This is a genomic window from Amycolatopsis panacis (assembly GCF_003600245.1).
GTDB classification, from domain to species: domain Bacteria; phylum Actinomycetota; class Actinomycetes; order Mycobacteriales; family Pseudonocardiaceae; genus Amycolatopsis; species Amycolatopsis sulphurea.
Window position 1 is genome coordinate 98,910 of sequence record NZ_QZFV01000054.1, and the last position, 23,602, is coordinate 122,511.

20 protein-coding genes and 3 pseudogenes are annotated in these 23,602 nt (G+C 68.9%); 11 read left to right on the forward strand and 12 right to left on the reverse strand.

From position 1 onward, the window contains the following. Positions 1 to 26 precede the first annotated feature (26 nt). Complete coding sequence (locus D5S19_RS04350; protein WP_120022029.1) at positions 27 to 1,532, reverse strand: DEAD/DEAH box helicase; 1,506 nt, start codon at positions 1,530 to 1,532, stop codon at positions 27 to 29. A 236-nt stretch (positions 1,533 to 1,768) separates the two neighbouring features. Between D5S19_RS04350 and D5S19_RS04355 the strand changes: the two are divergent. Next, positions 1,769 to 2,089 (forward strand): annotated as a pseudogene (locus tag D5S19_RS04355) (acyl-CoA dehydrogenase); the annotation flags it as partial. Positions 2,090 to 2,337: 248 nt separating this feature from the next. On the opposite strand, the gene D5S19_RS04360 reads toward D5S19_RS04355, so the two are convergent. The 4 genes from D5S19_RS04360 to D5S19_RS04375 form a co-directional block, all read right to left on the reverse strand. Next, positions 2,338 to 3,216 carry a phosphotransferase family protein gene (locus D5S19_RS04360; protein WP_199730337.1) on the reverse strand — a complete coding sequence of 293 codons (879 nt, stop codon included), beginning with the start codon at positions 3,214 to 3,216 and terminating at the stop codon, positions 2,338 to 2,340. Continuing rightward, positions 3,213 to 3,704: a glycine-rich domain-containing protein gene (locus D5S19_RS04365; protein ID WP_120022054.1), complete on the reverse strand. Its 492-nt coding sequence runs from the start codon at positions 3,702 to 3,704 to the stop codon at positions 3,213 to 3,215. The genes D5S19_RS04360 and D5S19_RS04365 overlap by 4 nt, the downstream gene beginning before the upstream one ends. An 80-nt stretch (positions 3,705 to 3,784) precedes the next feature. Next, entirely contained in the window at positions 3,785 to 3,988 is a 204-nt protein-coding gene (locus tag D5S19_RS04370) for a hypothetical protein (protein ID WP_120022030.1), read from the reverse strand. Continuing rightward, positions 3,975 to 4,313, reverse strand: coding sequence for a hypothetical protein (locus tag D5S19_RS04375; protein ID WP_120022031.1), 339 nt, complete (start codon positions 4,311 to 4,313; stop codon positions 3,975 to 3,977). The genes D5S19_RS04370 and D5S19_RS04375 overlap by 14 nt, the downstream gene beginning before the upstream one ends. 166 nt (positions 4,314 to 4,479) lie before the next feature. Between D5S19_RS04375 and D5S19_RS04380 the strand changes: the two genes are divergently transcribed. Continuing rightward, a complete protein-coding gene (locus D5S19_RS04380; protein WP_199730338.1) occupies positions 4,480 to 5,661 on the forward strand; it encodes a helix-turn-helix domain-containing protein in 1,182 nt (393 codons plus the stop codon). Positions 5,662 to 5,953: 292 nt separating this feature from the next. Continuing rightward, entirely contained in the window at positions 5,954 to 7,396 is a 1,443-nt protein-coding gene (locus D5S19_RS04385) for an acyl-CoA dehydrogenase (protein ID WP_233573709.1), read from the forward strand. 54 nt (positions 7,397 to 7,450) lie between these two features. On the opposite strand, the gene D5S19_RS04390 is transcribed toward D5S19_RS04385, so the two are convergent. Beyond that, positions 7,451 to 9,814 (reverse strand): Tex family protein, encoded by a 2,364-nt coding sequence (locus D5S19_RS04390; RefSeq protein ID WP_120022032.1) that lies wholly within the window; start codon positions 9,812 to 9,814, stop codon positions 7,451 to 7,453. 284 nt (positions 9,815 to 10,098) lie between these two features. Between D5S19_RS04390 and D5S19_RS04395 the strand changes: the two are divergent. Further along, positions 10,099 to 11,001, forward strand: a pseudogene (locus D5S19_RS04395) (chitinase); the annotation flags it as partial. A 49-nt stretch (positions 11,002 to 11,050) separates the two neighbouring features. Here D5S19_RS04395 and D5S19_RS04400 read toward each other — a convergent pair. The 4 genes from D5S19_RS04400 to paaI form a co-directional block, all read right to left on the reverse strand. Further along, a complete protein-coding gene (locus D5S19_RS04400) occupies positions 11,051 to 12,145 on the reverse strand; it encodes a winged helix DNA-binding domain-containing protein (RefSeq protein WP_233573710.1) in 1,095 nt (364 codons plus the stop codon). A gap of 122 nt (positions 12,146 to 12,267) precedes the next feature. Beyond that, positions 12,268 to 12,861 carry a TetR/AcrR family transcriptional regulator gene (locus D5S19_RS04405; RefSeq protein WP_120022034.1) on the reverse strand — a complete coding sequence of 198 codons (594 nt, stop codon included), beginning with the start codon at positions 12,859 to 12,861 and terminating at the stop codon, positions 12,268 to 12,270. Continuing rightward, on the reverse strand, positions 12,858 to 14,141 hold the full coding sequence (paaK, locus tag D5S19_RS04410; RefSeq protein ID WP_120022035.1) for a phenylacetate--CoA ligase PaaK: 1,284 nt from the start codon (positions 14,139 to 14,141) through the stop codon (positions 12,858 to 12,860). The genes D5S19_RS04405 and paaK overlap by 4 nt, the downstream gene beginning before the upstream one ends. After that, positions 14,138 to 14,533 carry a hydroxyphenylacetyl-CoA thioesterase PaaI gene (gene paaI, locus D5S19_RS04415; RefSeq protein ID WP_120022057.1) on the reverse strand — a complete coding sequence of 132 codons (396 nt, stop codon included), beginning with the start codon at positions 14,531 to 14,533 and terminating at the stop codon, positions 14,138 to 14,140. The genes paaK and paaI overlap by 4 nt, the downstream gene beginning before the upstream one ends. A 226-nt stretch (positions 14,534 to 14,759) precedes the next feature. Here paaI and paaZ point away from each other — a divergent pair, with 226 nt between their 5' ends. From paaZ to paaE, 6 genes are read left to right on the forward strand one after another with little or no spacing between them, the layout of a single operon-like run. After that, positions 14,760 to 16,790, forward strand: coding sequence for a phenylacetic acid degradation bifunctional protein PaaZ (paaZ, locus tag D5S19_RS04420; RefSeq protein WP_120022036.1), 2,031 nt, complete (start codon positions 14,760 to 14,762; stop codon positions 16,788 to 16,790). Then, positions 16,787 to 17,725, forward strand: a complete 939-nt coding sequence (gene paaA / locus D5S19_RS04425; RefSeq protein ID WP_199730339.1) for a 1,2-phenylacetyl-CoA epoxidase subunit PaaA — start codon at positions 16,787 to 16,789, stop codon at positions 17,723 to 17,725. Before paaZ ends, paaA begins: the two co-directional genes overlap by 4 nt. Continuing rightward, a complete protein-coding gene (paaB, locus tag D5S19_RS04430) occupies positions 17,722 to 18,006 on the forward strand; it encodes a 1,2-phenylacetyl-CoA epoxidase subunit PaaB (RefSeq protein ID WP_098510936.1) in 285 nt (94 codons plus the stop codon). Before paaA ends, paaB begins: the two co-directional genes overlap by 4 nt. A 13-nt stretch (positions 18,007 to 18,019) precedes the next feature. Further along, positions 18,020 to 18,916 carry a 1,2-phenylacetyl-CoA epoxidase subunit PaaC gene (gene paaC / locus D5S19_RS04435; RefSeq protein ID WP_120022037.1) on the forward strand — a complete coding sequence of 299 codons (897 nt, stop codon included), beginning with the start codon at positions 18,020 to 18,022 and terminating at the stop codon, positions 18,914 to 18,916. After that, complete coding sequence (paaD, locus tag D5S19_RS04440) at positions 18,910 to 19,404, forward strand: 1,2-phenylacetyl-CoA epoxidase subunit PaaD (RefSeq protein ID WP_120022038.1); 495 nt, start codon at positions 18,910 to 18,912, stop codon at positions 19,402 to 19,404. Before paaC ends, paaD begins: the two co-directional genes overlap by 7 nt. A gap of 2 nt (positions 19,405 to 19,406) precedes the next feature. Further along, entirely contained in the window at positions 19,407 to 20,483 is a 1,077-nt protein-coding gene (gene paaE, locus D5S19_RS04445; RefSeq protein ID WP_120022039.1) for a 1,2-phenylacetyl-CoA epoxidase subunit PaaE, read from the forward strand. Between the two features lie 60 nt (positions 20,484 to 20,543). On the opposite strand, the pseudogene D5S19_RS32870 reads toward paaE, so the two are convergent. Further along, positions 20,544 to 20,804, reverse strand: a pseudogene (locus tag D5S19_RS32870) (adenylate/guanylate cyclase domain-containing protein); the annotation flags it as partial. 15 nt (positions 20,805 to 20,819) lie between these two features. Beyond that, positions 20,820 to 21,269, reverse strand: coding sequence for a universal stress protein (locus D5S19_RS04455; protein ID WP_120022040.1), 450 nt, complete (start codon positions 21,267 to 21,269; stop codon positions 20,820 to 20,822). Between the two features lie 403 nt (positions 21,270 to 21,672). On the opposite strand from D5S19_RS04455, the gene D5S19_RS04460 reads away from it, so the two are divergent. Then, the gene (locus tag D5S19_RS04460; RefSeq protein WP_233573711.1) at positions 21,673 to 23,364 is read left to right on the forward strand and encodes a hypothetical protein; all 1,692 of its coding nucleotides are present in this window, start codon (positions 21,673 to 21,675) and stop codon (positions 23,362 to 23,364) included. The last annotated feature ends 238 nt before the right edge of the window (positions 23,365 to 23,602 follow it).

A 23,602-nucleotide genomic window follows, 5' to 3' on the forward strand; every position in this document is an offset into this window, starting at 1 on the left:
CCCGGGGAAGAGACCTGCACACACACTCAACGACCGCTCTGCCGCCGCCGCTCAGGCGAACCGGCCCCACCTCGGCGGGAGCCTCCGGCGGAAGACCTTGCCGAGCGGTTGCCGGTGCGAGTCGAGCGCGGGGCGTCCGCCTGGTTGCGGCTGCGTTGGCCCCCGGCCCGCCGGTCGGACTGACCACCAGGCGGCGTCCCCTCGCGCTCACCCGACCGCCGGGACCGGGCATTCGCCCGAGCCGCCTGCCCGCCCCGGTTCTCCGACGGCTTGCCACGCCCACGGCCACGCCCAGCACCGGGAGCGGCTCCGGAGGCGGTCACCTTCGAAGGGCGGTTGTCCACCACCGGCCGCCGCGGTGAGGTGTCGAACGTTCGCTCGCCCGGAGCCAGCTCGGCCAGCAGGGGGTGTGCGGGGTCGATCCGCGTGGTGGTCGGCTTGATTCCGGCCTTGCGGGTCAGCGCCCGGACGTCGGCGACCTGGGCATCGGTCATCAGGGTGATCACGGTGCCGGACGCGCCGGCGCGGGCCGTGCGGCCGGAACGGTGCAGGTAGGCCTTGTGCTCCACCGGCGGGTCGGCGTGGATCACCAGGGCCACGTCGTCCACGTGGATGCCGCGGGCGGCGATGTCGGTGGCGACCAGGGTGCGGGCGGTGCCCGACGAGAACGCGGTCAGGTTCCGGGTGCGGGCGTTCTGGCCCAGGTTGCCGTGCAGCTCCACGGCGGGCACGCCTTGCGCGACCAGCTTCCTGGTCAGCGCCTTCGCCCGGTGCTTGGTGCGGGTGAAGACCAGGGTGCGGCCCGGCGCCGCGGTCAGGTCGATGAGCACCGGGAGCCGATGCGTCTCCTCCAGGTGCAGCACATGGTGGGTCATCGTCGCCACCGGGGACTGGGCCGAGTCGACGCTGTGCAGCACCGGATCGTGCAGGAACTGCTTGACCAGCACGTCGATGCCGCCGTCGAGGGTGGCCGAGAACAACAGCCGCTGGCCACGCTCGGGGGTGGCCGCGAGGATCCGCCGGACCTCGGGCAGGAAGCCGAGGTCGGCCATGTGATCGGCCTCGTCCAGCACGGTGATCTCGATCCGGTCGAGCTTCACCTCGCCGGAACGCATGTGGTCGGCCAGCCGGCCGGGGCAGGCGACCACGATGTCCACGCCGTCACGCAGCTTGGTGATCTGCGGGTGCGCGCTGACCCCGCCGAAGATCGTCGTGGTCTTGAGCCCGAGCGCCTTGCCCAGCGGCAGGATCGAGGCCTCGATCTGGGTGGCCAGCTCCCGCGTCGGTGCCAGGATCAGCGCGCGCGGGCGGCCGGGGCGGCGGCGGGTCGGTCCTGCGGCCAGCCGGGCCAGGACGGGCAGCACGAACCCATAGGTCTTGCCGGAGCCGGTGCGGCCACGGCCGAGCACGTCGCGGCCGGTCAGGGTGTGCGGCAGGGTGGCGGCCTGGATCGGGAACGGCTCGGTCACGCCCTGCTGGGCCAGCGCGTCCACCAGGGGGGCGGGCAGGCCGAGTTCGGTGAAGGTAGTCATCAGTACTGCGGGCACACGGGGTGCCCTGCTCTCTCCATACCTGAGAAGGGGTCGTCCTGCCCGGCGCGGACGAGGTGGCCGCGGCGCGTGGTAGCCGACAACAACGGCCCGAGGCAGAACTGAGCGGACCGCAGAAGCCAGTGTACCCTGGCACCGGATCACCCCGCGCGTGAGTTTGCCCGCATTCGGCCCGCTTGCTAAGTTACCGGTCGGTAATGACGGAGGAGGGCCTCACGATGCTGCTGAATCCGCACGCGTACGACCCGCAGTGGTTCGATCACGAGACCCGGCGGCTGCTGCGTGCCACGATCGACTGGTTCGAATCGCGGGGCAAGGCCAAGCTTGCCGAGGACTACCACGCGCGCACCTTCTACGCCGATTTCCTGGCGTTCGCCGGGAAAGAACGACTGTTCGCCACCTTCCTCACGCCCGCGCCGGACGCCGCGGGGGACCCGGCCAAGCGCTGGGACACCAGCCGGATCGCCGCGCTCTCGGAGATCCTCGGCTTCTACGGGCTCAACTACTGGTGTCCCTGTACACTCCGTATATGGAGTCTGTGCAGGTCAGGGCGATTGTCGGCGCCCGAGTGTCGCACGTCCAAAACGAGGGCAAGACGAGCTACTGCTGCCGTTTCTGCTCGCCTTCTGGGCGATCATGGGCGCCGTGTGGTTGATCGTCGCCGCCGTCGTGATCTGTATCGCCATCTGGCAAGGCATTGTCGCTGCCATCGGACCCCTTGTCCGCAAATAGAAAAGCCCCTCTCCTGGCTTTGCGGCCAGGAGAGGGGCTTTTCTGCGTTTCCGGGCTAGTTCTCCAGGCGATGCCTGGCGTACTCGCGCGCGGCCGTGCTGAGCCGCGTCGCGCCGGGGAACGGTGCGGTGGCCGCCCGGTAATCCCAGAGCCCAGCGACGTAGCACGCGAACGCGGTCACACCCTTGTCCGTCCGCGCGAACCAGGACGGCACCGAGGACGCCCACTTTTCTGCCGCCTCCGGCGTGTGTCCTGCTGCCACGAGCCGGATGACCAGGAAGGCCGTATCGACCCAGGCGGCGCCGGACGCGGGTCGCCCCCAGTCGACGATCCGGACTGGCCCATCCCCGTCGATCATGAACTGGCGCTCGTGGAGGTCGGTGTGGAGCAGAGCACTACCGTCAACCAACTCGGGCACCGCTCGGCACCATTCGGTCAGCTCGTCGATATCCCAGCCCTCGACGCGGGTGGCGTCTTCCTCGGCGAGCTTCGTCCACCAGTCTGCCGAGGCCCATCGCTTCCCGAGGGGCTGAGCTGCCCCGCCGGAGAACGCGCCGAGCTGCGCGAGCGTCGAGGAGACGGTGGCGAGATCGTCCGAGTCTGGTGACAGGTCAGCCGGGCGCCCGTTGACGTACTCGAACCCGACGACGAACCACGGCTCGTCTGCATCGACGTCCGCGCTGAACACCGTCGCCGGGGCGAGTCCGGGGGCGAGCCCTCCGGCCTCCGACTCGTTCCGCAGCCATCGCATCCGGGGGCTGACGCCGCGCACGCCCTTGACGAACACGTCGGCGCCGATGCCGCGCAAGACGAGCGCGGCGTTGCAGTTCTGCCCGTGCTCGATTTCCCGCACCACCGTCACCGGTCCGAGGTGCTTCCGCACCTCCGTCTGTACGACGCTCGGCAGGTCGTCCCACGCGTAGCGCTCTATCACGCCGGGACCGTATCAGTGCGAACCGGGTGGTGGTGGCAGCCCGTATCGCCGCTGGAGTGTGTGCATCCCTCCCTGCACTGGTTGCACTTCGCGGACGCCGTCCAGAGCGGAAGGTCGACGGCGAACCCGGCCTTCCGCATGACCTTCATCGTGGCGCTCATCGAGTCCACGGGGGTCCGGTTGACCGGGATGACCCCTGTGTCGGCCGGCTCGTGGTGGATGAACCGGCCAGCGACGCGGTCGCAGAAAGCGGCGTACTCCCGCGTGTAGAGGATGAACGTGTGCCATCCGATGTCGACGGTGTCGCTGGGCGCAAGCGGCTCGGTTGCGTGCGCGCAGGTGGCCAGGAACGCGAGCGCCTGGTCCATGATCCGCACGGCAAGCTCGCAGGGCTTCGCGTGCTCCTTGGCGATCCGACTGACGAGCCGATTGAACAGGTCCTCCGACACGAGTCCCTGCCCGGTAAGGTCTTCGACTGCAACCGTCATCCTCATTCCTCTCCTGTGCTGGGTGTCGAACCTGGAGCCCGGCCGCCGCACCGACGAGGGGGCAGCACGGCGGCCGGGGTCTACTGGCTGAGCTGCTTCGACAGCTCGTTGGCCCGCTCGGTGAGTTCCTGGCCCAGGGCGGTGTGCGCTTCTCCAAGCAGGCGTGGGCCCTCGATGTACTTCTCCTGCTCGTACTGGACCGTTAGCGGGCGGAGGGTGATCTCTCCGAATTCGGTGTTGATCCGCCGGAGGCGGGCGAACAGGTTGAGATCACGCTTCTCCACGACGAGACACCCCCATCCAGATGAGCCCCTGTGCGAGCAGAGCCTCACGGGTCGCCGTGACAACGCGCCGCTCGCACACCTCGCAGGTACGGCCGGGGACGGGCCGAACGACCCGGTCCGTGACGCTCTCTCGGTCGTGCCGGAGCGGGTACCGCTGGTCCTCCTCGCACCACGGCAGAAGCAGCGGGGTCCACTCGCCTCGGATCTGGACGGTCCGGTACAAGTGTGACTGCCGGTCGACGAAGTCGTGCCACTCGTATTCGGCTGCCCGAATGACCGGCACGGGTTCGCGCCGCTGCCTCAGTCTGTCGTCGAGCGCTGTCATCGTCAGCCAGCCTTCGCCCTGGAGAAGATCTTCTCCAACGGACGTTAACGACGTCGTTGTGCTCGGAGTGTCAGTCGAGTGACAGTCCGTTTGGAGTACGTCACCCGCTGTTCTGACCTGGGCGGTACCCTCGAACAGGGCACACCGGCAACCCGGAGGGTATTCCGTGACGGACATCGGCATCGGTACCCGAGTCGCTTCCCGGCGGAAGCTGGCCGGGCTCACGCAGGCACAGCTCGCCCAGGTGACGCACTACTCTCTGTCCACCGTCCGCGCCGTCGAGCAGGGCCGGGAGCCCGCCTCTCCGGCCTTCACCGCTGCCATGGCCCGCGCGCTCAAGGTGGACCACGAGGAGCTGACCGGCGCACCATTTCGGGACACGATCGACCAGGACGGCCCGCTGGAAGGACTGTCGGATCTTCGCTCGATCCTGTCCGAGGGCCAGTACGTCCGGCCCTTGGCTCCGGAGCCGCTGGACGTCCTCGCCGCCGAGATGGACGCGGTGAACCTCGTGTACCGGAATGACAAAGGGCGACAGGCGCTCGCCCGGCTCCCGGTGCTCCTCCGGCAGATGCACGGGGCGGTCCGCGAGGCGCACTCCGACGCAGACCGGGCCCGCGCGTACACGCTGCTGTCCGCCGGGTACGTCACCGTCGAGCGGCTGTGCCGCCGGTTCGGCTTCATGTCGCTGTGCACCCCGGCTGTCGACAGGCTGGAGTGGGTGGCCGGGCTCGCCGACGACCCGCTGTACGTCGCCCAGGCCAAGGTGAAGCGCGCTCGGGTGCTGATGTACCTCGACGCCACCGACGAGAGCGAGACACTCATCGAGAGCGGTCTGGACGACGTCGCAGGGGACGGCGAGGCGCCGACCGCCGTGCGCGGGTACGCGCACCTCTGTGGGGCGATTGCAGCTGCCCGGGGTCGGAATCCGGATCTTGCTCGGGACCACATCGCCGAGGCCCGCAAACTGGCCGAGCTGGTGGGCGGCGAGAGCGAGGAGTACGGGACGCTCTTCGGCAAGGGGAATGTCGGCATCCACGCGTGCGCCGTCGAGATGGAGTCCGGCGACCCCGCCCGCGCCGCGCGCGACGGCTCCGCGCTCAAGCTCCCGGTGGGCATAGCGCCCCCGCGCGCCGGGCACCACTGGCAGGACACCGCCCGTGCCTGGCTCCTCGCCGGAGAGCCTGCCAAAGCCCTCGGCGCATTGAACCGGGCCCGCAAGGTAGCGCCGCAGCAGACCCGGCTGCACCCGTCGGTCCGGGAGACGATCATCGGTGTTGCCGAAGCCGAGAGGCGTCGGAACGACTCCTTGTCCAACTTCGCGACGTGGGTCGGACTGAAGATCTGACCGGACGGCGAGCGAAATGACCTGCTCGAACGCATGCTCGATCACAGGGGGCGGGACCCACTTCCGTGCCTGACCGAGATGCGGGTTTTCCGACCTCAGCGTCCGGTCTGGGGTCACCTCGACCGCGTCTTCCCGTTCGGGGAGCCGCGCGGCGGGCTCGACCTCCAGGGGGCCGTGCCGGGGCTGCTGAAGCAGTGGCATCGGACGACGACCGGCCATCGGGTCGGTTGGGTCGACTTCAAGCTCAGCGGTGCCTTCGGCGGCCTTTCGCTACATCAATACGTCGTGGGCTATGCGCTGGAACCTCGGCTACTGGTATCCGTGGCAGGTCACCATCCTCGGCCTCGGCCCGGTCTGGCAGAGCGCGAACGGCGCCGCCCGCGCCCGTGCCGCGGAGGCTCTCGACGCGGGTGGCGCCGGTGCGTTCGGACTGTCCGAAAAGGACCACGGCGCGGACATCTACTCGTCGGATCTGGTACTCACTCCGGACGGCGCGGGCGGCTACCGCGCCACCGGATCGAAGTACTACATCGGCAACGGCAACTGCGCGCGGACGGTGTCGGTGTTCGGCCGGATCGACGGTGTCGAAGGCCCGGACCAGTACGTCTTCTTCTACGCAGACTCGGCGCACCCGAACTACCACGTGGTGAAGAACGTGGTGCCCTCGCAGATGTTCGTCGCCGAGTTCCGGCTGGAGGACTATCCGGTGCGGGAGCAGGACATCCTGCACACCGGCGCCGAGGCGTTCAGCGCTGCCCTCAACACGGTCAACATCGGCAAGTTCAACCTGTGTTTCGGCGGCATCGGGATGGCCACGCATTCGCTGTACGAAGCGATCACACACGCGCACAACCGGATCCTCTACGGCCACCCGGTGACCGATTTCCCGCACGTCCGCCGCGAATTCGTGGAGGCGTACGCGCGGCTGGCCGGGATGAAGCTGTTTTCCGGCCGTGCGGTGGACTACTTCCGTTCGGCGAGCCCGGAAGACCGCCGTTACCTGCTGTACAACCCGATCACCAAGATGAAGGTGACCACCGAGGCGCGGAAGGTGATCGGGCTGGTCGCGGACGTGGTTGCGGCCAAGGGTTTCGAGGCGGACACCTATCTCGCGATGGCCAAGAACGACGTCGACGGCCTGCCCAAGCTGGAGGGCACGGTCGCGGTGAACCTCGCGCTGATCGCGAAGTTCATGCCGGCCTACCTGTTCTCCCCGCAGGAGTATCCGCCGGTGCCGACCCGCGACTATGCGGCGGACGACGGGTTCCTCTTCCGCCAGGGACCGGCGCGCGGCCTGTCGAAGATCCGTTTCCACGACTGGAAACCGGCCTACGAGAAGGCGTCGCGGATCCCGAACGTCGCCTGCTTCACCGAACAGGCGCGGCTGCTCGTCCGCCTGCTCGCCGAGGCCACGCCGGACGAGGCGCAGCAGGCAGATCTCGACTTCGGGCTCGCGCTGACGGAGCTGTTCACGCTCGTGGTCTACGGCCAGCTGATCCTGGAACAGGCCGAGCTGACCGGCATCGAGGACGACTTGGTCGACCAGCTTTTCGCCGTGCTGGTGCAGGATTTCAGCGTGGCCGCGGTGGATCTGCACGGCAAGCCCAGCTCTACGGACAAGCAGCAGGAACTCGCGCTGGCGGCCGTGCGCAAGCCGATCGTGGACGACGAGCGGTTCGCCCGAGTGTGGGAGCAGGTGCGTGCGCTTTCCGGCGCGTATGAGATGAATCCCTGACGCGAAAAGGCCTCCTCACCCAAACCGTGGTGAGGAGGCCTTTTCGGCGGGTTGCTACTTGCCGAATCCGGCGCGTCGCAAAGCATCCGCCATGGCGCCGCTGCCGCCGGAGTCCCGCCGGTTGCCGCCGCGGTTCTGCTGGTTACGACGCTGGCCGCCCTGACCGCCGCCCTGACCACCCTGACCACGATCCCGGCCACCGCCACGGCGCTCCCCGGCGGCGGAGGAGGCCCCAGGCTCGTCGTCCAGCCTCAGGGTCAGCGAGATCCGCTTGCGCGGCACGTCGACGTCGAGCACCTTCACCTTCACGATGTCACCCGGCTTCACCACGTCGCGCGGGTCCTTCACGAAGTTCTTGGACAGCGCCGAAACGTGCGCGAGGCCGTCCTGGTGCACGCCGACGTCGATGAACGCGCCGAAGGCGGCCACGTTGGTGACCACGCCCTCCAGCCGCATCCCCGGCTTGAGGTCGGAGATCTTGTCCACGCCCTCGGCGAAGGTCGCGGTCTTGAACGCCGGACGCGGGTCGCGGCCCGGCTTCTCCAGCTCGGCGAGGATGTCGGTGACCGTCGGCAGGCCGAAAGTGTCGTCCACGAACTGCTTCGGCTGCAGCTTCTGCAGCGTGCGCGCGTTGCCGATCAGCTCGCGGATGCCGCTGCCGGTGTGGTCGACGATCCGCCGTACCACCGGGTAGGCCTCGGGGTGCACCGACGACGCGTCGAGCGGGTCGTCGCCGTCCGGGATGCGCAGGAAGCCTGCGCACTGCTCGAACGCCTTCGGGCCGAGCCGCGCGACGCCCTTGAGCGCGTCGCGGCTGCGGAACGGGCCGTTGCCGTCGCGGTGCGCCACGATGTTCTCGGCCAGCGAAGTCGTGATGCCGGAGACGCGGGTCAGCAGCGGCGCCGACGCGGTGTTCACGTCCACGCCGACCGCGTTCACGCAGTCCTCCACGACCGCGTCCAGCGAGCGTGACAGCGAGGTCTCCGGCAGGTCGTGCTGGTACTGGCCGACGCCGATCGACTTCGGGTCGATCTTCACCAGCTCGGCGAGCGGGTCCTGCAGCCGGCGCGCGATGGAGACCGCGCCGCGCAGCGACACGTCCATGTCCGGCAGCTCCTGCGAAGCGAACGCCGAAGCCGAGTACACCGACGCGCCCGCTTCGGACACCACGGCCTTGGTCAGCTTCAGCTCGGGGTGCTTTTTGATGAGTTCGCCGGCGAGCTTGTCGGTCTCCCGCGAGGCCGTGCCGTTGCCGATCGAGATCAGGTCGACATGGTGTTTCGCCGACAGTGCGGCCAGCTCGGCGATCGAGGCGTCCCACTTGTTCGCCGGCTGATGCGGGTAGATCACGTGGGTGTCGACGACCTTGCCGGTCGCGTCGACCACGGCCACCTTCACGCCGGTGCGGAAACCCGGGTCGAGGCCCATCGTCGCGCGGGTCCCCGCGGGCGCGGCCAGCAGCAGGTCACGCAGGTTCGCGGCGAACACGCGCACGGCGTCGTCCTCGGCCGACTGACGCAGCCGCATCCGCAGGTCGATGCCCAGGTGCAGCAGGATTTTCGTGCGCCAGGCCCAGCGCACGGTGTCGCCGAGCCACTTGTCCCCCGGACGGCCCTGTTGGGCGATGCCGAAACGAGCGGCGATGCGCTGCTCGTAGTCGGTCGGCCCGACCTGCGGCTCGTCGGAAGGCTCCGCGGCCTCCATCGAGAGGTCGAGAATTTCTTCCTTCTCGCCACGCAGCATCGCGAGGATCCGGTGCGAAGGGAGCTTCGTGTACGGCTCGGAGAACTCGAAGTAGTCGGCGAACTTCGCGCCGTCGGTCTCCTTGCCCGCACGGACCTTCGAGGCCAGATGCCCCTCGGTCCACATCTTCTCGCGCAGCTCGCCGATCAGGTCGGCGTCCTCGGCGAACCGCTCGACCAGGATCGAGCGCGCCCCGTCCAGCGCGGCCTGCGCGTCCGCGACGCCCTTGTCCGCGTCCACGAACACCGCGGCGGCCGCCTGCGGATCGGTGGACGGGTCGTTCAGCAAGCCGTCGGCCAGCGGTTCCAGCCCGGCCTCGCGGGCGATCTGCGCCTTGGTCCGCCGCTTCGGCTTGTAGGGCAGGTAGATGTCCTCCAGCCGGGACTTGGTGTCCGCGGCGAGGATCTGCGCCTCCAGCGCCTCGTCCAGCTTGCCCTGGCCGCGGATCGATTCCAGCACGGCGACCCGCCGTTCGTCCAGCTCGCGCAGATAGCGCAGCCGCTCCTCCAGCGTGCGCAGCTGCGCGTCGTCGAGCATCCCGGTGACTTCCTTGCGGTACCGGGCGATGAACGGCACGGTCGACCCCTCGTCGAGGAGACCGACGGCGGCCTTGACCTGTCCTTCGCGCACCCCCAGCTCTTCGGCGATCCGCTGTTCGACCGACTGCACGCTCACTACCCGGCTCCTGCCTTCGTCCCGCTTTGCTCCGAGCCTGCATTCTGCCGCCTCGGGACTCCGGTGTCGCGGATGCCCCCTGCCAAACGCGCGACCGGCGGGGGTTGACATCGAGATTGGTCTAGTCCACCTTGGAGCGATCTTCCCCACTGTTGCGGAGGTGCTTCCCGTTGTCCCCAGAACGGTCCCCCCGGCGCAAGCCGGTGTTCTTGTCCCTGCTGGCCATCCTCGCCGCGGTTTTCGGTGTCGTGGTGGCCGGCGGCAGCGCTTCGGCGGCCGCGCCGAGAGCGGATCTGCCCCAACACACACTGACCGGGTACTGGCAGAACTTCGTGAACGGCGCGAAGGCGCTGAAGCTCGCCGATGTCCCGGACAAATACAACATCGTCGCGGTGGCCTTCGCCGACGCGACCGCCAAACCCGGTGAAGTGGGCTTCACGCTGGATCCGGGCCTGTCCGCGGCGGTCGGCGGGTACACCGACGACCAGTTCCGCGCCGATATCAAGACCCTGCAGTCCCGGGGTCAAAAGGTGGTGATCTCGGTCGGCGGCCAGAACGGCGCGGTCAGCGTGGGCGACTCGGCGTCCGCGGACGCCTTCGCCGGTTCGATCAAGTCGCTGATCTCCCAGTACGGCTTCGACGGTGTCGACATCGACCTGGAGAACGGCATCAACGCGCAGTACATGGGCCAGGCGCTGCACGCCATTCACGACGGTGGCGGGTCGGTGCTCACCATGGCTCCGCAGACCATCGACATGCAGTCCACTCAGGCCGGTTATTTCCAGCTGGCGCTGGCCGTCAAGGACATTCTGACGGTGGTCAACATGCAGTATTACAACTCCGGCTCGATGAACGGCTGCGACGGGAAGACCTACGCCCAGGGCAGCGTCGATTTCCTGACCGGGCTGGCCTGCATCCAGCTCAAGGGCGGCCTCCGTGACGATCAGGTGGCGCTCGGCCTGCCCGCGACCGGTTCCGCGGCGGGCGGCGGTTACCAGGACCCGAAGAACGTGGTGTCCGCGCTGAACTGCCTCGCCAAGGGCAGTGACTGCGGTTCGTACAAACCGGACGCTTCCTATCCGGGCGTGCGGGGTGCGATGACCTGGTCGATCAACTGGGACGCCGCATCCGGCTACGGGTTCGCGAACACCGTCGCCGCCGGCCTGGGCGGGCTGTCCGCTCGGTGACCCGCTGTGAAGGGTCCCCTTACGGACGCAGAGTCCGTGAGGGGACCCTTCACAGCCTTTCCGGCCAGACGACCTGATGCTCCAGCGTGGGTTCGGCCCAGGTCAGGAGCCGACGTCCGGCGCTTTCCAGGGCGGCGACGTCGCGTTTCGGGAGCCGTTCGAACGCGGTCAGCCGGAGGGTGGCGACCCCGCGTGCGGTGGTGGTTTCCCAGGTGCCGCGCACGTGGCCGCCGACCAGCAGGGCGCCTTTGACCAGGCCGTTCTGGGTGATCAAACGTTTGCGGTGAGCCTCCGGGAGCACCCGCGTGCGGTCGGCGTAGGAGAGCAGCGTCTGGTCGAACGGGCCGAGCAGTCGTGGCGGCGCCGGGGTGTCCTCGTCCGGCAGGGTCGCTTCGGGCAGGTCGTAGAGCACCCGTTGTTCCGGGTCGCGGTAGGTGCGCAGGTCCATCGGCTCGACGACCTCGCTGAGCTTGGTGAGCCCGGACCAGGTCTGCACATCGGCGACGGTGGCAGGGCCGAAGGCGGCGAGGTAGCGGCGCACGAGTGCGGCCGGATCGGGCGCCGGTGCGGCCACGTCGTGGAGCCAGCGCGAGGCGTGCTGGTACGTGGGCTGTCCGGCTTTTCCCCACATCCCGCGTGGCGGCAGCTGGACGAGCGGGAGCCCGTTGCGGACCAGGTGCGTGTGCGCGCCCGCGGGCGCCTCCGGGAACCGCTCGGCCAGCGCTGCACCGAGTTCGGCACTCGAATAGGGTCGCTCCGCGAGCAGCTCGACCGCGGCTTTCGTCACGAGAGCGTGGTCGACGCGGGACAGCGGGACCTTGTGCTGGCTGTCCGCGGAAAGGGCGCGTGTCATCACCGTCTGCACCAGCGGACGCCATGCGAGCGCGTCTTCGGCCGTGACCAGGTGGACGGTGCCGCGCATCAACGCGATCCGGACGACGCTGCGGTCGAGCAGCAGCCGGGCCAGGTCGTCCGGGCGGAAGCCGTGCAGCCGGGTCCACAGCGCGTAGTACGGCGGGAACGGTGCCTGGGCTTGCAATCCGGCCAGGTGCCGGACGGCGTCGAGCGCGGGCATCTTGGCCCTGCGCAGCAGGAGCTGCCGGTCGAGCGTGGCGCGGTTCAGGACCCGGTGGGAGAGAGGCACGAGACGAGCGTAAACGGTAATGCGGACAGTTCCGGCCCTCGACGGCCCGGTGTTTCGGACTGGCCACTGTGGACAGTCCAGGAGGCAGCGTCCGAAATGGACACCGCGGCGCCGGAACACCCTCAGCCGCGCAACCCTTCGAAGGCCATCGTGCACACCGCGTCCGCGAGATCCGTCGGCGGGGAATCGCGGCGCGGCCGGTACCACTCGATGAGCGAGTTGACCGTGCCGAACAGCAGCCGGGCGGCCACCGCGGGATCGAGGTCGGGCCGGACGTCGCCCTCCGCGCAGGCCTGTTTCACCAGGTCGGTCACCAGATGGTCGAACTCGCGGCGGCGGGCCAGCGCGGCACGCTCGGCCTTGGTGTTGCCGCGCACGCGCAGCAGCAGCGTGACGAACGGCAGCCGGTCGGCCAGCACCAGCACGCTGCCGCGGACCAGGTGTTCCAGTCGCTCGATCGCGGGGCCTTCCAGCGCCGAGGTCTCGTCCGCGACCGCGAACAGGCCGTCGAGCGCCCGGTCCACGGCCAGCCGCAGGAGTTCCTCTTTGCTGGGCACGTGGTGGTAGATCGCGGACTTCGTGATGCCCAGCTTGCGCGACAGGTCCTCCATGCTGGTCCCGTCGTAGCCGCGCTCGTTGAACAGCTTCACCGCGACCTGCAGCAGCGATTCCAGGTCGTAGCCGGGCCGGCCGCGCCGCGCCGGCGGGGTCGTCACCCGCGGTCCCGGTCGTCGATCACGCGGCGCATTTTACCGGCCGAGCGTTCCAGCGTGTCCGGGTCCACCACCTCGACCGACACGCTCACCCCGACCCCGTTCTTGACCCCCGCGACCAGCGCCGCCGCGGCCGTGGCGCGGTCCTGGCCGTCCGCGTCGTGCCGGGCCTCCACCCGCACGGTGAGATGGTCCAGCCGGCCGCGGGTGGTGCGCACCAGCTGGAAGTGCGGGCTGAGCGCGGCGGTGCGCAGCACGATCTCCTCGATCTGGGTGGGGAACACGTTCACCCCGCGCAGGATGATCAGGTCGTCGCTGCGCCCGGTGACCTTCTCCATCCGCCGGAAGGCCGGGCGCGCGGTGCCCGGCAGCAGCCGGGTCAGATCGCGGGTGCGGTAGCGGATGATCGGCAGCGCCTGCTTGGTCAGCGAGGTGAACAGCAGCTCGCCCCGCACCCCGGAGGGCAGTACTTCCTCGGTGAACGGGTCGATTACCTCGGGGAAGAAGTGGTCTTCCCAGACGTGCAGGCCGTCCTTGGTCTCCACGCATTCCTGCGCGACGCCCGGCCCCATCACCTCGGACAGGCCGTAGATGTCCACCGCGTCGATCGCGAAGCGCTCCTCGATCTCCGCGCGCATCTGCTCGGTCCACGGCTCCGCGCCGAAAATGCCTACCTTCAGCGAGCTTGCCCGCGGGTCGACGCCCTGGCGTTCGAACTCGTCCAGCAGGGTCAGCATGTACGACGGGGTGACCATGATGATCTCCGGCCGGAAGTCGGTGATCAGCTGGACTTGCCGTGCGGTCATCCCGCCGGACGCGGGGATCACCGTGCAGCCGAGCTTCTCCGCGCCGTAGTGCGCGCCGAGCCCGCCGGTGAACAGGCCGTAACCGTACGCATTGTGCAGCTTGTGTCCCGGACGCCCGCCCGCCGCGCGGATGGACCGGGCCATCACTGTCGCCCACGCGTCCAGGTCGTCCTCGGTGTAGCCGACCACCGTCGGTTTACCGGTGGTGCCGCTGGACGCGTGCAGCCGCCGGATGTCCTTCTGCGGCACGGCGAACATGCCGAACGGGTAGTTGTCCCGCAGGTCCGCTTTGGTGGTGAACGGGAACTTCGCGAGGTCGGCCGGCTCATGACAGTCCTTCGGGCGTACCCCGGCTTCGTCGAACTTCCTGCGGTAGAACGGAACGTGGTCGTACGCGTGCCGAAGTGTCCACTGCAGGCGCTCCAGCTGCAGGGCCGCCAGTTCGTCCGCACTCAGCTTCTCGGCACTGTCCTTCATGCGCCTTCCCGTGACTTCTCGATGACGCGGCTGCGCCCGCGGAACTCGGCGACGACCTCCGGCCCTTCGGGGGTCTCCCGGTGCACGGTGACGTCGTAGATGCCATTGCGGCCGTAGCGAGTGCGCTCGACGGCGGTGGCCACGAGATGGTCGCCCAGGCGTCCGGCCGTGACGAAGGAGATCTCCGCGCCGGACGCGACGGTGACGGGTCCGTGGGAATTGCAAGCACACGCGAAGGCGGTGTCGGCGAGCAGGAACACGTACCCGCCGTGCGCGATCGCGTGGCCGTTGACCATGGACTCGGTGACCGTCATCGTGGCCACGGCGCGGCCTTCGCCGGCTTCGCGCAGGTCGATGCCGAGCGCGCGGGACGCCTTGTCGACCTCGAACATGGTGTGCGCGGCGTTGGGTGTCACGGTCCGGCGACCTCCTGTGTCCCACTTACTGACCGAACTTACTGACCGAATGGCCGGTAATCAGAGGATGTGACCCAGTAAAGGTGGCCGCCCACAGCGCTGTCAAGCACTGTCCGGCCAGGCGAGGCTTGTCGGGGTGCCGCGGGGCCGCTACCATGCGAATTACTGAACGTCCGGTTGGTAATTCGGCGAGAGGGTCGGCATGGGTTTGCTCCGCAGCTACGTCTCCGGGGGTTGGCACACGGCGTCCGAAGAGGGTGCCCCGCTGCACGACGCGGCGACCGGGGAGGAGGTCGCGCGCATCTCGTCGAAGGGCGTCGATTTCGCCGGCGCGCTGGACTACGGCCGGAGCGTCGGTGGTCCGGCGCTGCGTGAGCTGACGTTCCACCAGCGGGCCGCGCTGCTGAAGTCGCTCGCTTCGCACCTGCGTGAACACCGCGAAGAGCTGTACGCGCTGTCCGCGAAGACGGGCGCCACGCTGGGCGACTCCAAGTTCGACATCGACGGCGGCATCGGCGTGCTGTTCAGCTACGGCTCGAAGGGCAAGCGCGAGCTGCCGAACGACACGGTGTACGTCGACGGCGCGGTGGAGCCGTTGAGCAAGGGCGGCACGTTCGTCGCCCAGCACATCGCCACGCCACTGCGCGGCGTCGCGATCCAGATCAACGCGTTCAACTTCCCGGTGTGGGGGCCGCTGGAGAAGCTCGCCCCCGCGTTCCTCGCCGGGGTGCCCAGCCTGATCAAGCCGGCGAGCCAGACCGCCTACCTCACCGCGCGGCTGGTGGAGCTGATCATCGAGTCCGGCATCCTGCCCGAGGGCTCGGTGCAGTTCGTCGCGGGCAGCGTCGGCGATTTGCTCGACCACGTGACGGCGCAGGACCTGGTGTCGTTCACCGGTTCGGCCTCCACCGCGCAGAAGCTGCGGGCGCACCCGGCGATCGTGCGCAACTCGGTGCGGTTCAACGCCGAAGCCGACTCGCTGAACTGCTCGATCCTCGCGCCGGACGCGCGGCCGTCGACGCCGGAATTCGACCTCTTCGTGAAGCAGCTCGCCAGCGAGATGACGGTGAAGGCGGGGCAGAAGTGCACCGCGATCCGGCGCGCGTTTGTGCCCGCCGAGATGCTCGACGACGTCGCCGCCGCAGTGAGCGCGCGGCTGGCGAAGGTGACCGTGGGCAACCCGAGCGCCGAAGGCGTCCGGATGGGTGCGCTGGCCAGCCTGGAGCAGCGCGAGGAGGTACGCCGTTCGCTGAAGGCGCTGCTCGACGCGGGCAGCATCGTCTTCGGCGACCCGGACCACGTCGACGTGGTGGACGGTGACGAGGCGAGGGGCGCGTTCATCTCGCCGGTGCTGCTCAAGGCCGACCCGGAACGGGCGGAACCGCATGAGGTCGAGGCGTTCGGCCCAGTGTCCACATTGCTGCCCTACACCTCTGTCGAGCAGGTCATCAAGCTGGCCGCGCGCGGTGGCGGCAGCCTTGCCGGGTCGATCGTCACCGGCGACCCGGAATTCGCGCGCGAGGTCGTGCTGGGCGTCGCGCCGTACCACGGCCGGTTGCTGGTGCTGGATTCCGACGACGCGAAGGAGTCCACCGGGCACGGTTCGCCGATGCCGCAGCTGGTCCACGGTGGACCCGGGCGCGCCGGCGGCGGTGAGGAGATGGGCGGTATCCGCGGAGTGCTGCACCACATGCAGCGCACTGCGGTACAAGGCAGCCCGAAGGTGCTCAGCGCCGTCTCCGGCCGCTGGGTCGCGGGTGCGCCGCGCCTCGAAGACGACGTGCACCCGTTCCGGAAGTCCTTGGCAGAGCTGCGGATCGGCGACAGCGTGACGGCAGGTCCGCGCACCGTCACACAGTCCGATGTGGACCACTTCGCCGAGTTCACCGGGGATACGTTCTACGCGCACACCGATCCAGCAGCGGCCGCGGCGAACCCGCTGTTCGGCGGGATCGTGGCGCACGGCTACCTGGTCGTGTCGTTCGCGGCCGGGCTGTTCGTCTCGCCCGAGCCCGGTCCGGTGCTGGCCAACTACGGCCTGGAGAACCTGCGTTTCCTGACCCCGGTGAAGGTCGGCGACTCGCTCACCGTGACGCTCACCGCCAAGCAGATCACCCCGCGGATCGACCAGGACTACGGCGAGGTCCGCTGGGACGCCGACGTGACGAACGCCGACGGCGAGTCGGTCGCCAAATACGACGTGCTCACTCTCGTCTCCAAGGAGCAGCCGTGACCGCGACGATTCCCGACCTCGAAGCGCACTTCGAGCGCACCATCGAACGCGACCAGCGCGTGGAGCCCCGCGACTGGGTGCCCGAGGGCTACCGCAAGACGATGATCCGGCAGATCGCGCAGCACGCGCATTCGGAGATCATCGGCATGCAGCCGGAGGGCAACTGGATCACCCGCGCGCCCTCCTTGCGGCGCAAGGCGATCCTCCTGGCGAAGGTGCAGGACGAAGCCGGGCACGGGCTGTATCTGTACTCGGCGGCGGAAACCCTGGGCACCGACCGGGCGGAGCTGACGGAAAAGCTGATCACCGGCGGCCAGAAGTACTCCTCGATCTTCAACTACCCGACGCTGACCTTCGCCGACGTCGGGGTGATCGGCTGGCTCGTGGACGGCGCGGCGATCTGCAACCAGGTCCCGCTGTGCCGTTCGTCCTACGGGCCGTACGCGCGGGCGATGATCCGGATCTGCAAGGAGGAGTCCTTCCACCAGCGGCAGGGCTACGAGCTGCTGATGACCATGATGAAGGGCACGCGGCAGCAGCGGGAGATGGTGCAGGACGCGGTGAACCGCTGGTGGTGGCCGTCGCTGATGATGTTCGGCCCGCCGGACGCGGATTCGCCGAACACCGCGCAGTCCATGGCGTGGAAGGTCAAGCGGCACACCAACGACGAGCTGCGCCAGCGCTTCGTCGACATGTCCGTTCCGCAGGCCGACGCGCTCGGGGTGCGGTTGCCGGACCCCGAACTGAGCTGGAACGCTTCGCGGGAGCACTACGATTTCGGCGCCCTCGACTGGGACGAGTTCAAGAACGTGTTGAAGGGCAACGGTCCGTGCAATGCGCAGCGGATCGCGCACCGGCGCCGGGCGCACGAGGAAGGCGCCTGGGTGCGGGAGGCCGCCGTCGCACACGCGGCGAAGAAAGAGGTTTCAGCATGAAGCACGGTTGGCCGTTGTACGAGGTTTTCGTGCGAGGCAAGCGTGGTCTGAACCACGTACACGTGGGTTCGCTGCACGCGGCGGACGACGAGATGGCCTTGCACCACGCGCGGGATCTCTACACCCGGCGCAACGAAGGCGTGTCGATCTGGGTGGTGAAGGCGGCGGACATCACCGCCTCCTCGCCGGACGAGAAGGACCCGTTCTTCGCGCCCAGCGGGGACAAGGTCTACCGGCACCCGACGTTCTACGACATTCCCGACAACGTCCCGCACATGTAAAGGGTGTCGTGCTGTGTCTTTCGACAACGTCTACGAAGCCATCACCGAGGACAACGACGCACGCTGGGCGTTCGGTACCGGGTTCGAGGACCCGCTGTCCGGAGTGGACACCTCCGTCCCGTCCGGAATGGACGGTGCGCGGCTGGCCGCGTACTGCCTGATGCTCGGCGACGACGCGCTGATCTTCTCGCATCGGCTACAGGAATGGATCACGCACGCGCCGGAGCTGGAGGACGAGGTCGCCATCGCGAACATCGGCCTCGACCTGCTGGGTCAGGCGCGGCTGCTGCTCGCCCGCGCGGGCAAGGCGGACGGCACCGGCCGGGCCGAGGACGACCTGGCGTTCCTGCGGTCCGAACAGGAGTTCCGCAACGTGCGGCTGGCCGAACTCGGCGGCGGGCACTTCGGGCACCTGATCGCTCGGCTGTTCGTGTTCTCGACCTGGCGGCTCGCGCTGTTCCGGCAGCTTGAGTCTGATGCCGCCTCCGCGGGAGGAAGTACGTCGGCGGAATCCAGTGTGGACCCGGTCCTCGCGGCAATCGCGGTGAAGGGCGTCAAAGAGCTGACGTACCACCGGGACTACGCGGCGCAGTGGCTGGTCCGGCTCGGCGACGGCACGCCGTTGTCACGCGAGCGGATGCAGGAAGGACTGGACGCGGTCTGGCCCTACGTCGACGAGCTGTTCGCCACGCACCCGGATGAACTGCTGGACGCCGCCACCCTGCGGGCCGAGTTCGACGCAGTACTGGACCAGGCTTTCGCTGCGGCCACTGTGGACCGTCCACAGCGGAATGCGATCGCCGGGGTGGCGGGCCGCGCCGGCCGCGACGGCGTGCACACCGAGGAAATGGGCTTCCTGCTGGCCGAGCTGCAGAGCGTGGCCCGCGCGATGCCGGGAGCGACATGGTGACCCCCGCAGCCGCGGTGGCCGCGACGGTCACCGATCCGGAGCTGCCGATGCTGACCCTGGCCGACCTCGGCGTGCTGCGCGAAGTGTCCGAAACGGACGGACGGGTGACGGTGGCGATCACGCCCACCTACACCGGATGCCCGGCGATGGACACGATGCGCGACGACCTGGAGCACGCGCTGCGCGGGGCGGGTTACACCGAGATCGACATCCGCACCGTGCTGGAACCCGCGTGGAGTTCGGACTGGATCAGCGAGCACGGCAAGCGCAAACTCGCCGAAGCCGGGATCGCGCCGCCGGGCACCGCGCCTCGCCGGGCCGCCGGGCCGATCCCGCTGACCCTCAGCGCCCCGGTGCGCAAAGTGGACTGTCCACACTGCGGTTCACCGGACACCGAGGAACAGTCCCGGTTCAGCGCGACCGCGTGCAGGGCGTTGTGGCGCTGCCGGTCCTGTTTGGAGCCGTTCGAACACGTCAAGGAGATCTGACCGTGACCGCCACCGTTTCCCGGCGTACCGGCTTCCACCTGCTGCGGGTGGCCGCCCTCGAGCGGCTCTGCGAAGACGCCGTCGCGGTCACCTTCGACGTTCCGCCCGAGCTGGCCGAAACCTTCGCCTTCTCCCCGGGCCAGTCGCTTACCTTGCGCCGCAACGTAGAAGGCCGCGACGAACGCCGGTCGTACTCGATCTGCGCGGCGGTGGGGGAGCGACCCCGCGTCGGCGTGCGGCTGGTCCCGGGCGGGATGTTCTCCGCCTGGCTGGTCAACGAGGTACGGCCCGGCGACACCATCGAGGTCGCCGCGCCGGCCGGCTCGTTCACGCCGGATCTTGCGGCGGGCGGGCATCACGTGCTGATCGCCGCCGGTTCCGGGATCACCCCGGTGCTGTCCATCGCCGCGTCGCTGCTGGCGACGCCGGACGCCACGGTCACCGTGCTGTACGGCAACCGTCGCACCGACACGGTGATGTTCGCCGACGAGCTGGCCGACCTGAAGGACCGACACCCGGCTCGGCTGGAGCTGGTGCACGTGCTCTCCCGCGAGCCGCGTGAGGCCGAGCTGTTCACCGGCCGGCTCGACGCGGACAAGCTGCGCGCGCTGTTCGCTTCGCTGATCCCGGTGGACGATGTGGACCACTTCTGGTTGTGCGGCCCGTTCGGCCTGGTCACCGGTGCGCAAGAGGTGCTGGCCGCGCTTGGCGTGCCGGACGCGAGGGTCCATCAAGAACTGTTCTATGTGGACGATGTGCCGCCGGAGCCGGTGAAGCACGTGGATCCCGCGGTGGCCGGCGCCTCCTCGGAAGTCACCCTGCTCCTGGACGGCCGGTCCACCACGATGAGCCTGCCGCGCGAAGCGACGGTGCTGGACGGCGCCCAGCGATTCCGGCCCGACCTCCCGTTCGCCTGCAAGGGCGGGGTGTGCGGCACCTGCCGGGCCAAGGTCGTCGAAGGCGAGGTCGACCTGCGCCGCAACTTCGCCCTCGAAAAGGCCGAAATCGCCGCCGGTTTCGTCCTCACGTGCCAGTCCTACCCCGTCACCGACCGCGTGACCGTCGACTACGACGCCTGAAAAGCTGTGAAGGGTCCCTTCACGGACTCTGAGTCCGTGAAGGGACCCTTCACAGCCTTCGTCGGCCAGCCGGGACAGGTGCAGGCCGAGCGCGCGCGTCACCGCGACTTCGAGGTGACGCTCGACCAGCCCGGACGCCACGAGCTGGTCGGCGGTGCGCATGGCGTCCACGTCCGCGTCGGTGAAGACCACCTCGTCGTCCACCGTCGCGAACCCGAGCGCCCGCCACAGCCGGCGCGATCCGCCGGTCGGCTTCGCCACTTCGAGCCGGGTGTAGCGGCGCGGGCCGCCCAGCAACGTCCGCTCCAGACGGTGCTGCAGATCGCGAGTGGACGCTCAGGTGGTGTGCACGATCAGTACGTCGACGCCGGACTTGCGGGCCACCTCGGCCGGCACCGACCCGAGGATGCGCCCGGCCAGCGTGTTGAGCCCCCGGTTGCCCACCACCAGCAGATCGGCCGCACGATCCCGGACCACCTCGCGCAAGACCTCCACCGCTTCCCCTTCGACCGCGACCGTATCCACGTCGGCGGCCCCCACCCGGAACGCCCGATCGCGCGCACTCTGCAGCGTGTCCTCGGCCGGCGCCGAGCCGACCACCTGATACGCCTCGCCACCGAGCTGATCCTGCGCCCGCTCGACGTCCTGCTTGCTCGCCGGGTGGTACGCACACACGACGACCAGCTTCGCCGAGGCGTCGGCAGCCACCCCCGCGGCCCGCTCCACCGCGGCGAACGACGAGTCGGACCCGTCCGTACCGACCACCACGGTCCGATAGACAGCCATCCACAACCTCCCGCAACTCGGCTCGAACGGGCGGTGCGGCCCCTTCGCGAGCGAAGGCTACTCGTGAGTCGGTTGGCGCGCTTGCCGTGGCGGAGGGCCGGCCGGCCACCGTGCGGGCAAGCCGTTCGAGGACCAGCGGGCACGCGATCGGACAACTCGGGCAGTTTTCGAGTACTACCGAGCAAATCAGATTTTCGATGAAACATTTCCCGCCGCTCGAGCGATCCGAATGTCGCAGGCCCGCCTTGGCCTGACAGATTCGTGATTCAGCCCACAAATCCCGGTGGAGTCCTTTGTTATGAGTGTGGTGGACTCGACTCCTGCTGCCCGGCGGGCGTCTTCCCCTGGCCGGCGGCGAATCCGCTGGTCTCGACCGGTCTTTCTGGTGGTCGGTGTGCTGGTCATGTCCGCCGGTGTGGTATTCCGGGTCGGACGGTTCGGATTCAATCCGAGTGATCAGGGGTTTGTGCTGGCGGGTGCCTGGCGGATCCTGCACGGGGAGATTCCGCATGTGGACGTGGTGTCGCCGCGCCCGCTCGGCTCGGCATATCTGCATATTGCGGACTTTCTGGTACCCGCGCCGCTGATGCTGGCGTCGGGTTTCGTGATGCTGGTGCAGCTGTCGGTGGCGACGATCGCGCTGGCCGCGTTGCTGACGGGAACGTCGCCGCTGCAATGGGGGCCGCTGCGGATGTGCCTGGTCGCCGCGGCGGTGCTGGTCAACCTCAACACCTTCCCGGTGATGGCCTGGCACACCGTCGACGGGGTGTTCCTGGCCGCGGCCGGCTGGTGGGCGCTGGATCACGGCCTGCGAGCCCAGGCTCGATGGGCGCGCTGGCTCGGGCTGTTCTGCCTGGGGTTCGCTGTCATCGTCAAGCAGAGTTTCGCGTTCACCGTGCTATTGGGAGTTCTCATCCTGCTGCTGCATCCCGCGGTACGTTCCCGGCGTTTCCGCTGGGGCCGGTTCGTGGCGGATCTGCTGTGGCTCGGCGCGGCGCCGCTGCTCTACTTCGGCATGGTCGCTGTCGCCGGTGGGCTTCCCGATGCGCTTACGCAGCTGGCCGGTGGTACCCAGACCTGGGGCGAGAACATCTACCGGCTCTGGGGCGGCACGTTCAGGGCCGGGAGTGTGGACCCGCGTGGGTATATCGTCGCTGCGGCTGTCGGTATGGTGCTGATCGCCGGAACCTGGCGGCTCCGTGATCGGCTCGGACGCGGGGGCGACTGGATCCGGTTGATCGTCGCGGGTGCGGTGGCCGTGATCACCGTCGGGGTAGTCGTGGCGGGCCGATTCGAGCACGCGAGCTACTGGTCGTTCGCCGTCTTGTGGATCTTCCTCGTCGCCTCGGTCTGCGACGGGATCGTGCGGCGCCGTTTCCCATGGCAGCGACTGCTCGTTGTGGCCCTGGCGTGGATGTCCACCCTGTCGTGGGGTTATCCGTTTCCGTCGCTGCTGGCCGGAACGATGGTGCTGGGCACCCTCGACCTGCTGATCTGCGCCGTGGCCGACTTGCGATGGCCGCATATTCCCGCGCCGCGGACGCTCGGCGTGCTGGCCGGAGTGATCGTGGTGGGGGCGGCCGGGGTGCAGCTGACAGCGGCGCATGACCGTGCGCCGTATGCAGACCTGCCGCAATGGCAACTCACCGCGCACCTCGGCACTGCGGCGCCCGCCATGCGCGGTGTGCGCAGCAACCCCGCGGTCGGGGCGTACCTGACCCAGATCCGGGACTGCCTTACTCGATACCCAGCTTCGAACGTGGCGGTGCTACCCGACGACGCCTTCGTGTACCCGGTGTTCAAAGTGCACAATCCGTTTCCGATGGATTGGCCGCTGCCGATGGAAATGGTCGGAGACGGCAAGCAACGTATGGTCGACGCCGCCCGGCAACTCGACCGCAACGGCGACTACCTTGTCCTCTTCCAGGCGGTGACGACCGAAGCGCTCGCCGAAGGCCGGCAACCGTACGGCTCCGTACCGCCCGAGATCGGCACCGCAGGGCACTCCGATGTCGAGCCTCGCATCCGTGCCGCCCTGACCGGACAGAAGATCAGCTGCGGCAGTCTCGCCGGAGTCTGGTCACCGCGGGGATGAGACGGCCTCTTCAGCGGAGCGGAGGCGCTGACGACGGGACCGCTCGGATAGCGGCCGGGGCCGCCTGCGGAAACTGCGGACGGCCCCGGCTTCTTTCCGGACTCCTCGGCGGCTAGCCCCGTATTTCGCACATGGGGGAAGGTGGGGTGATCGGGGCTTTCGTTCTTGATCATCATAGGGTCGCGGTCCATGCGAGGACAGCGGGTCGCTTATGGACGCCCGAGTGTGGAGAAGTTGC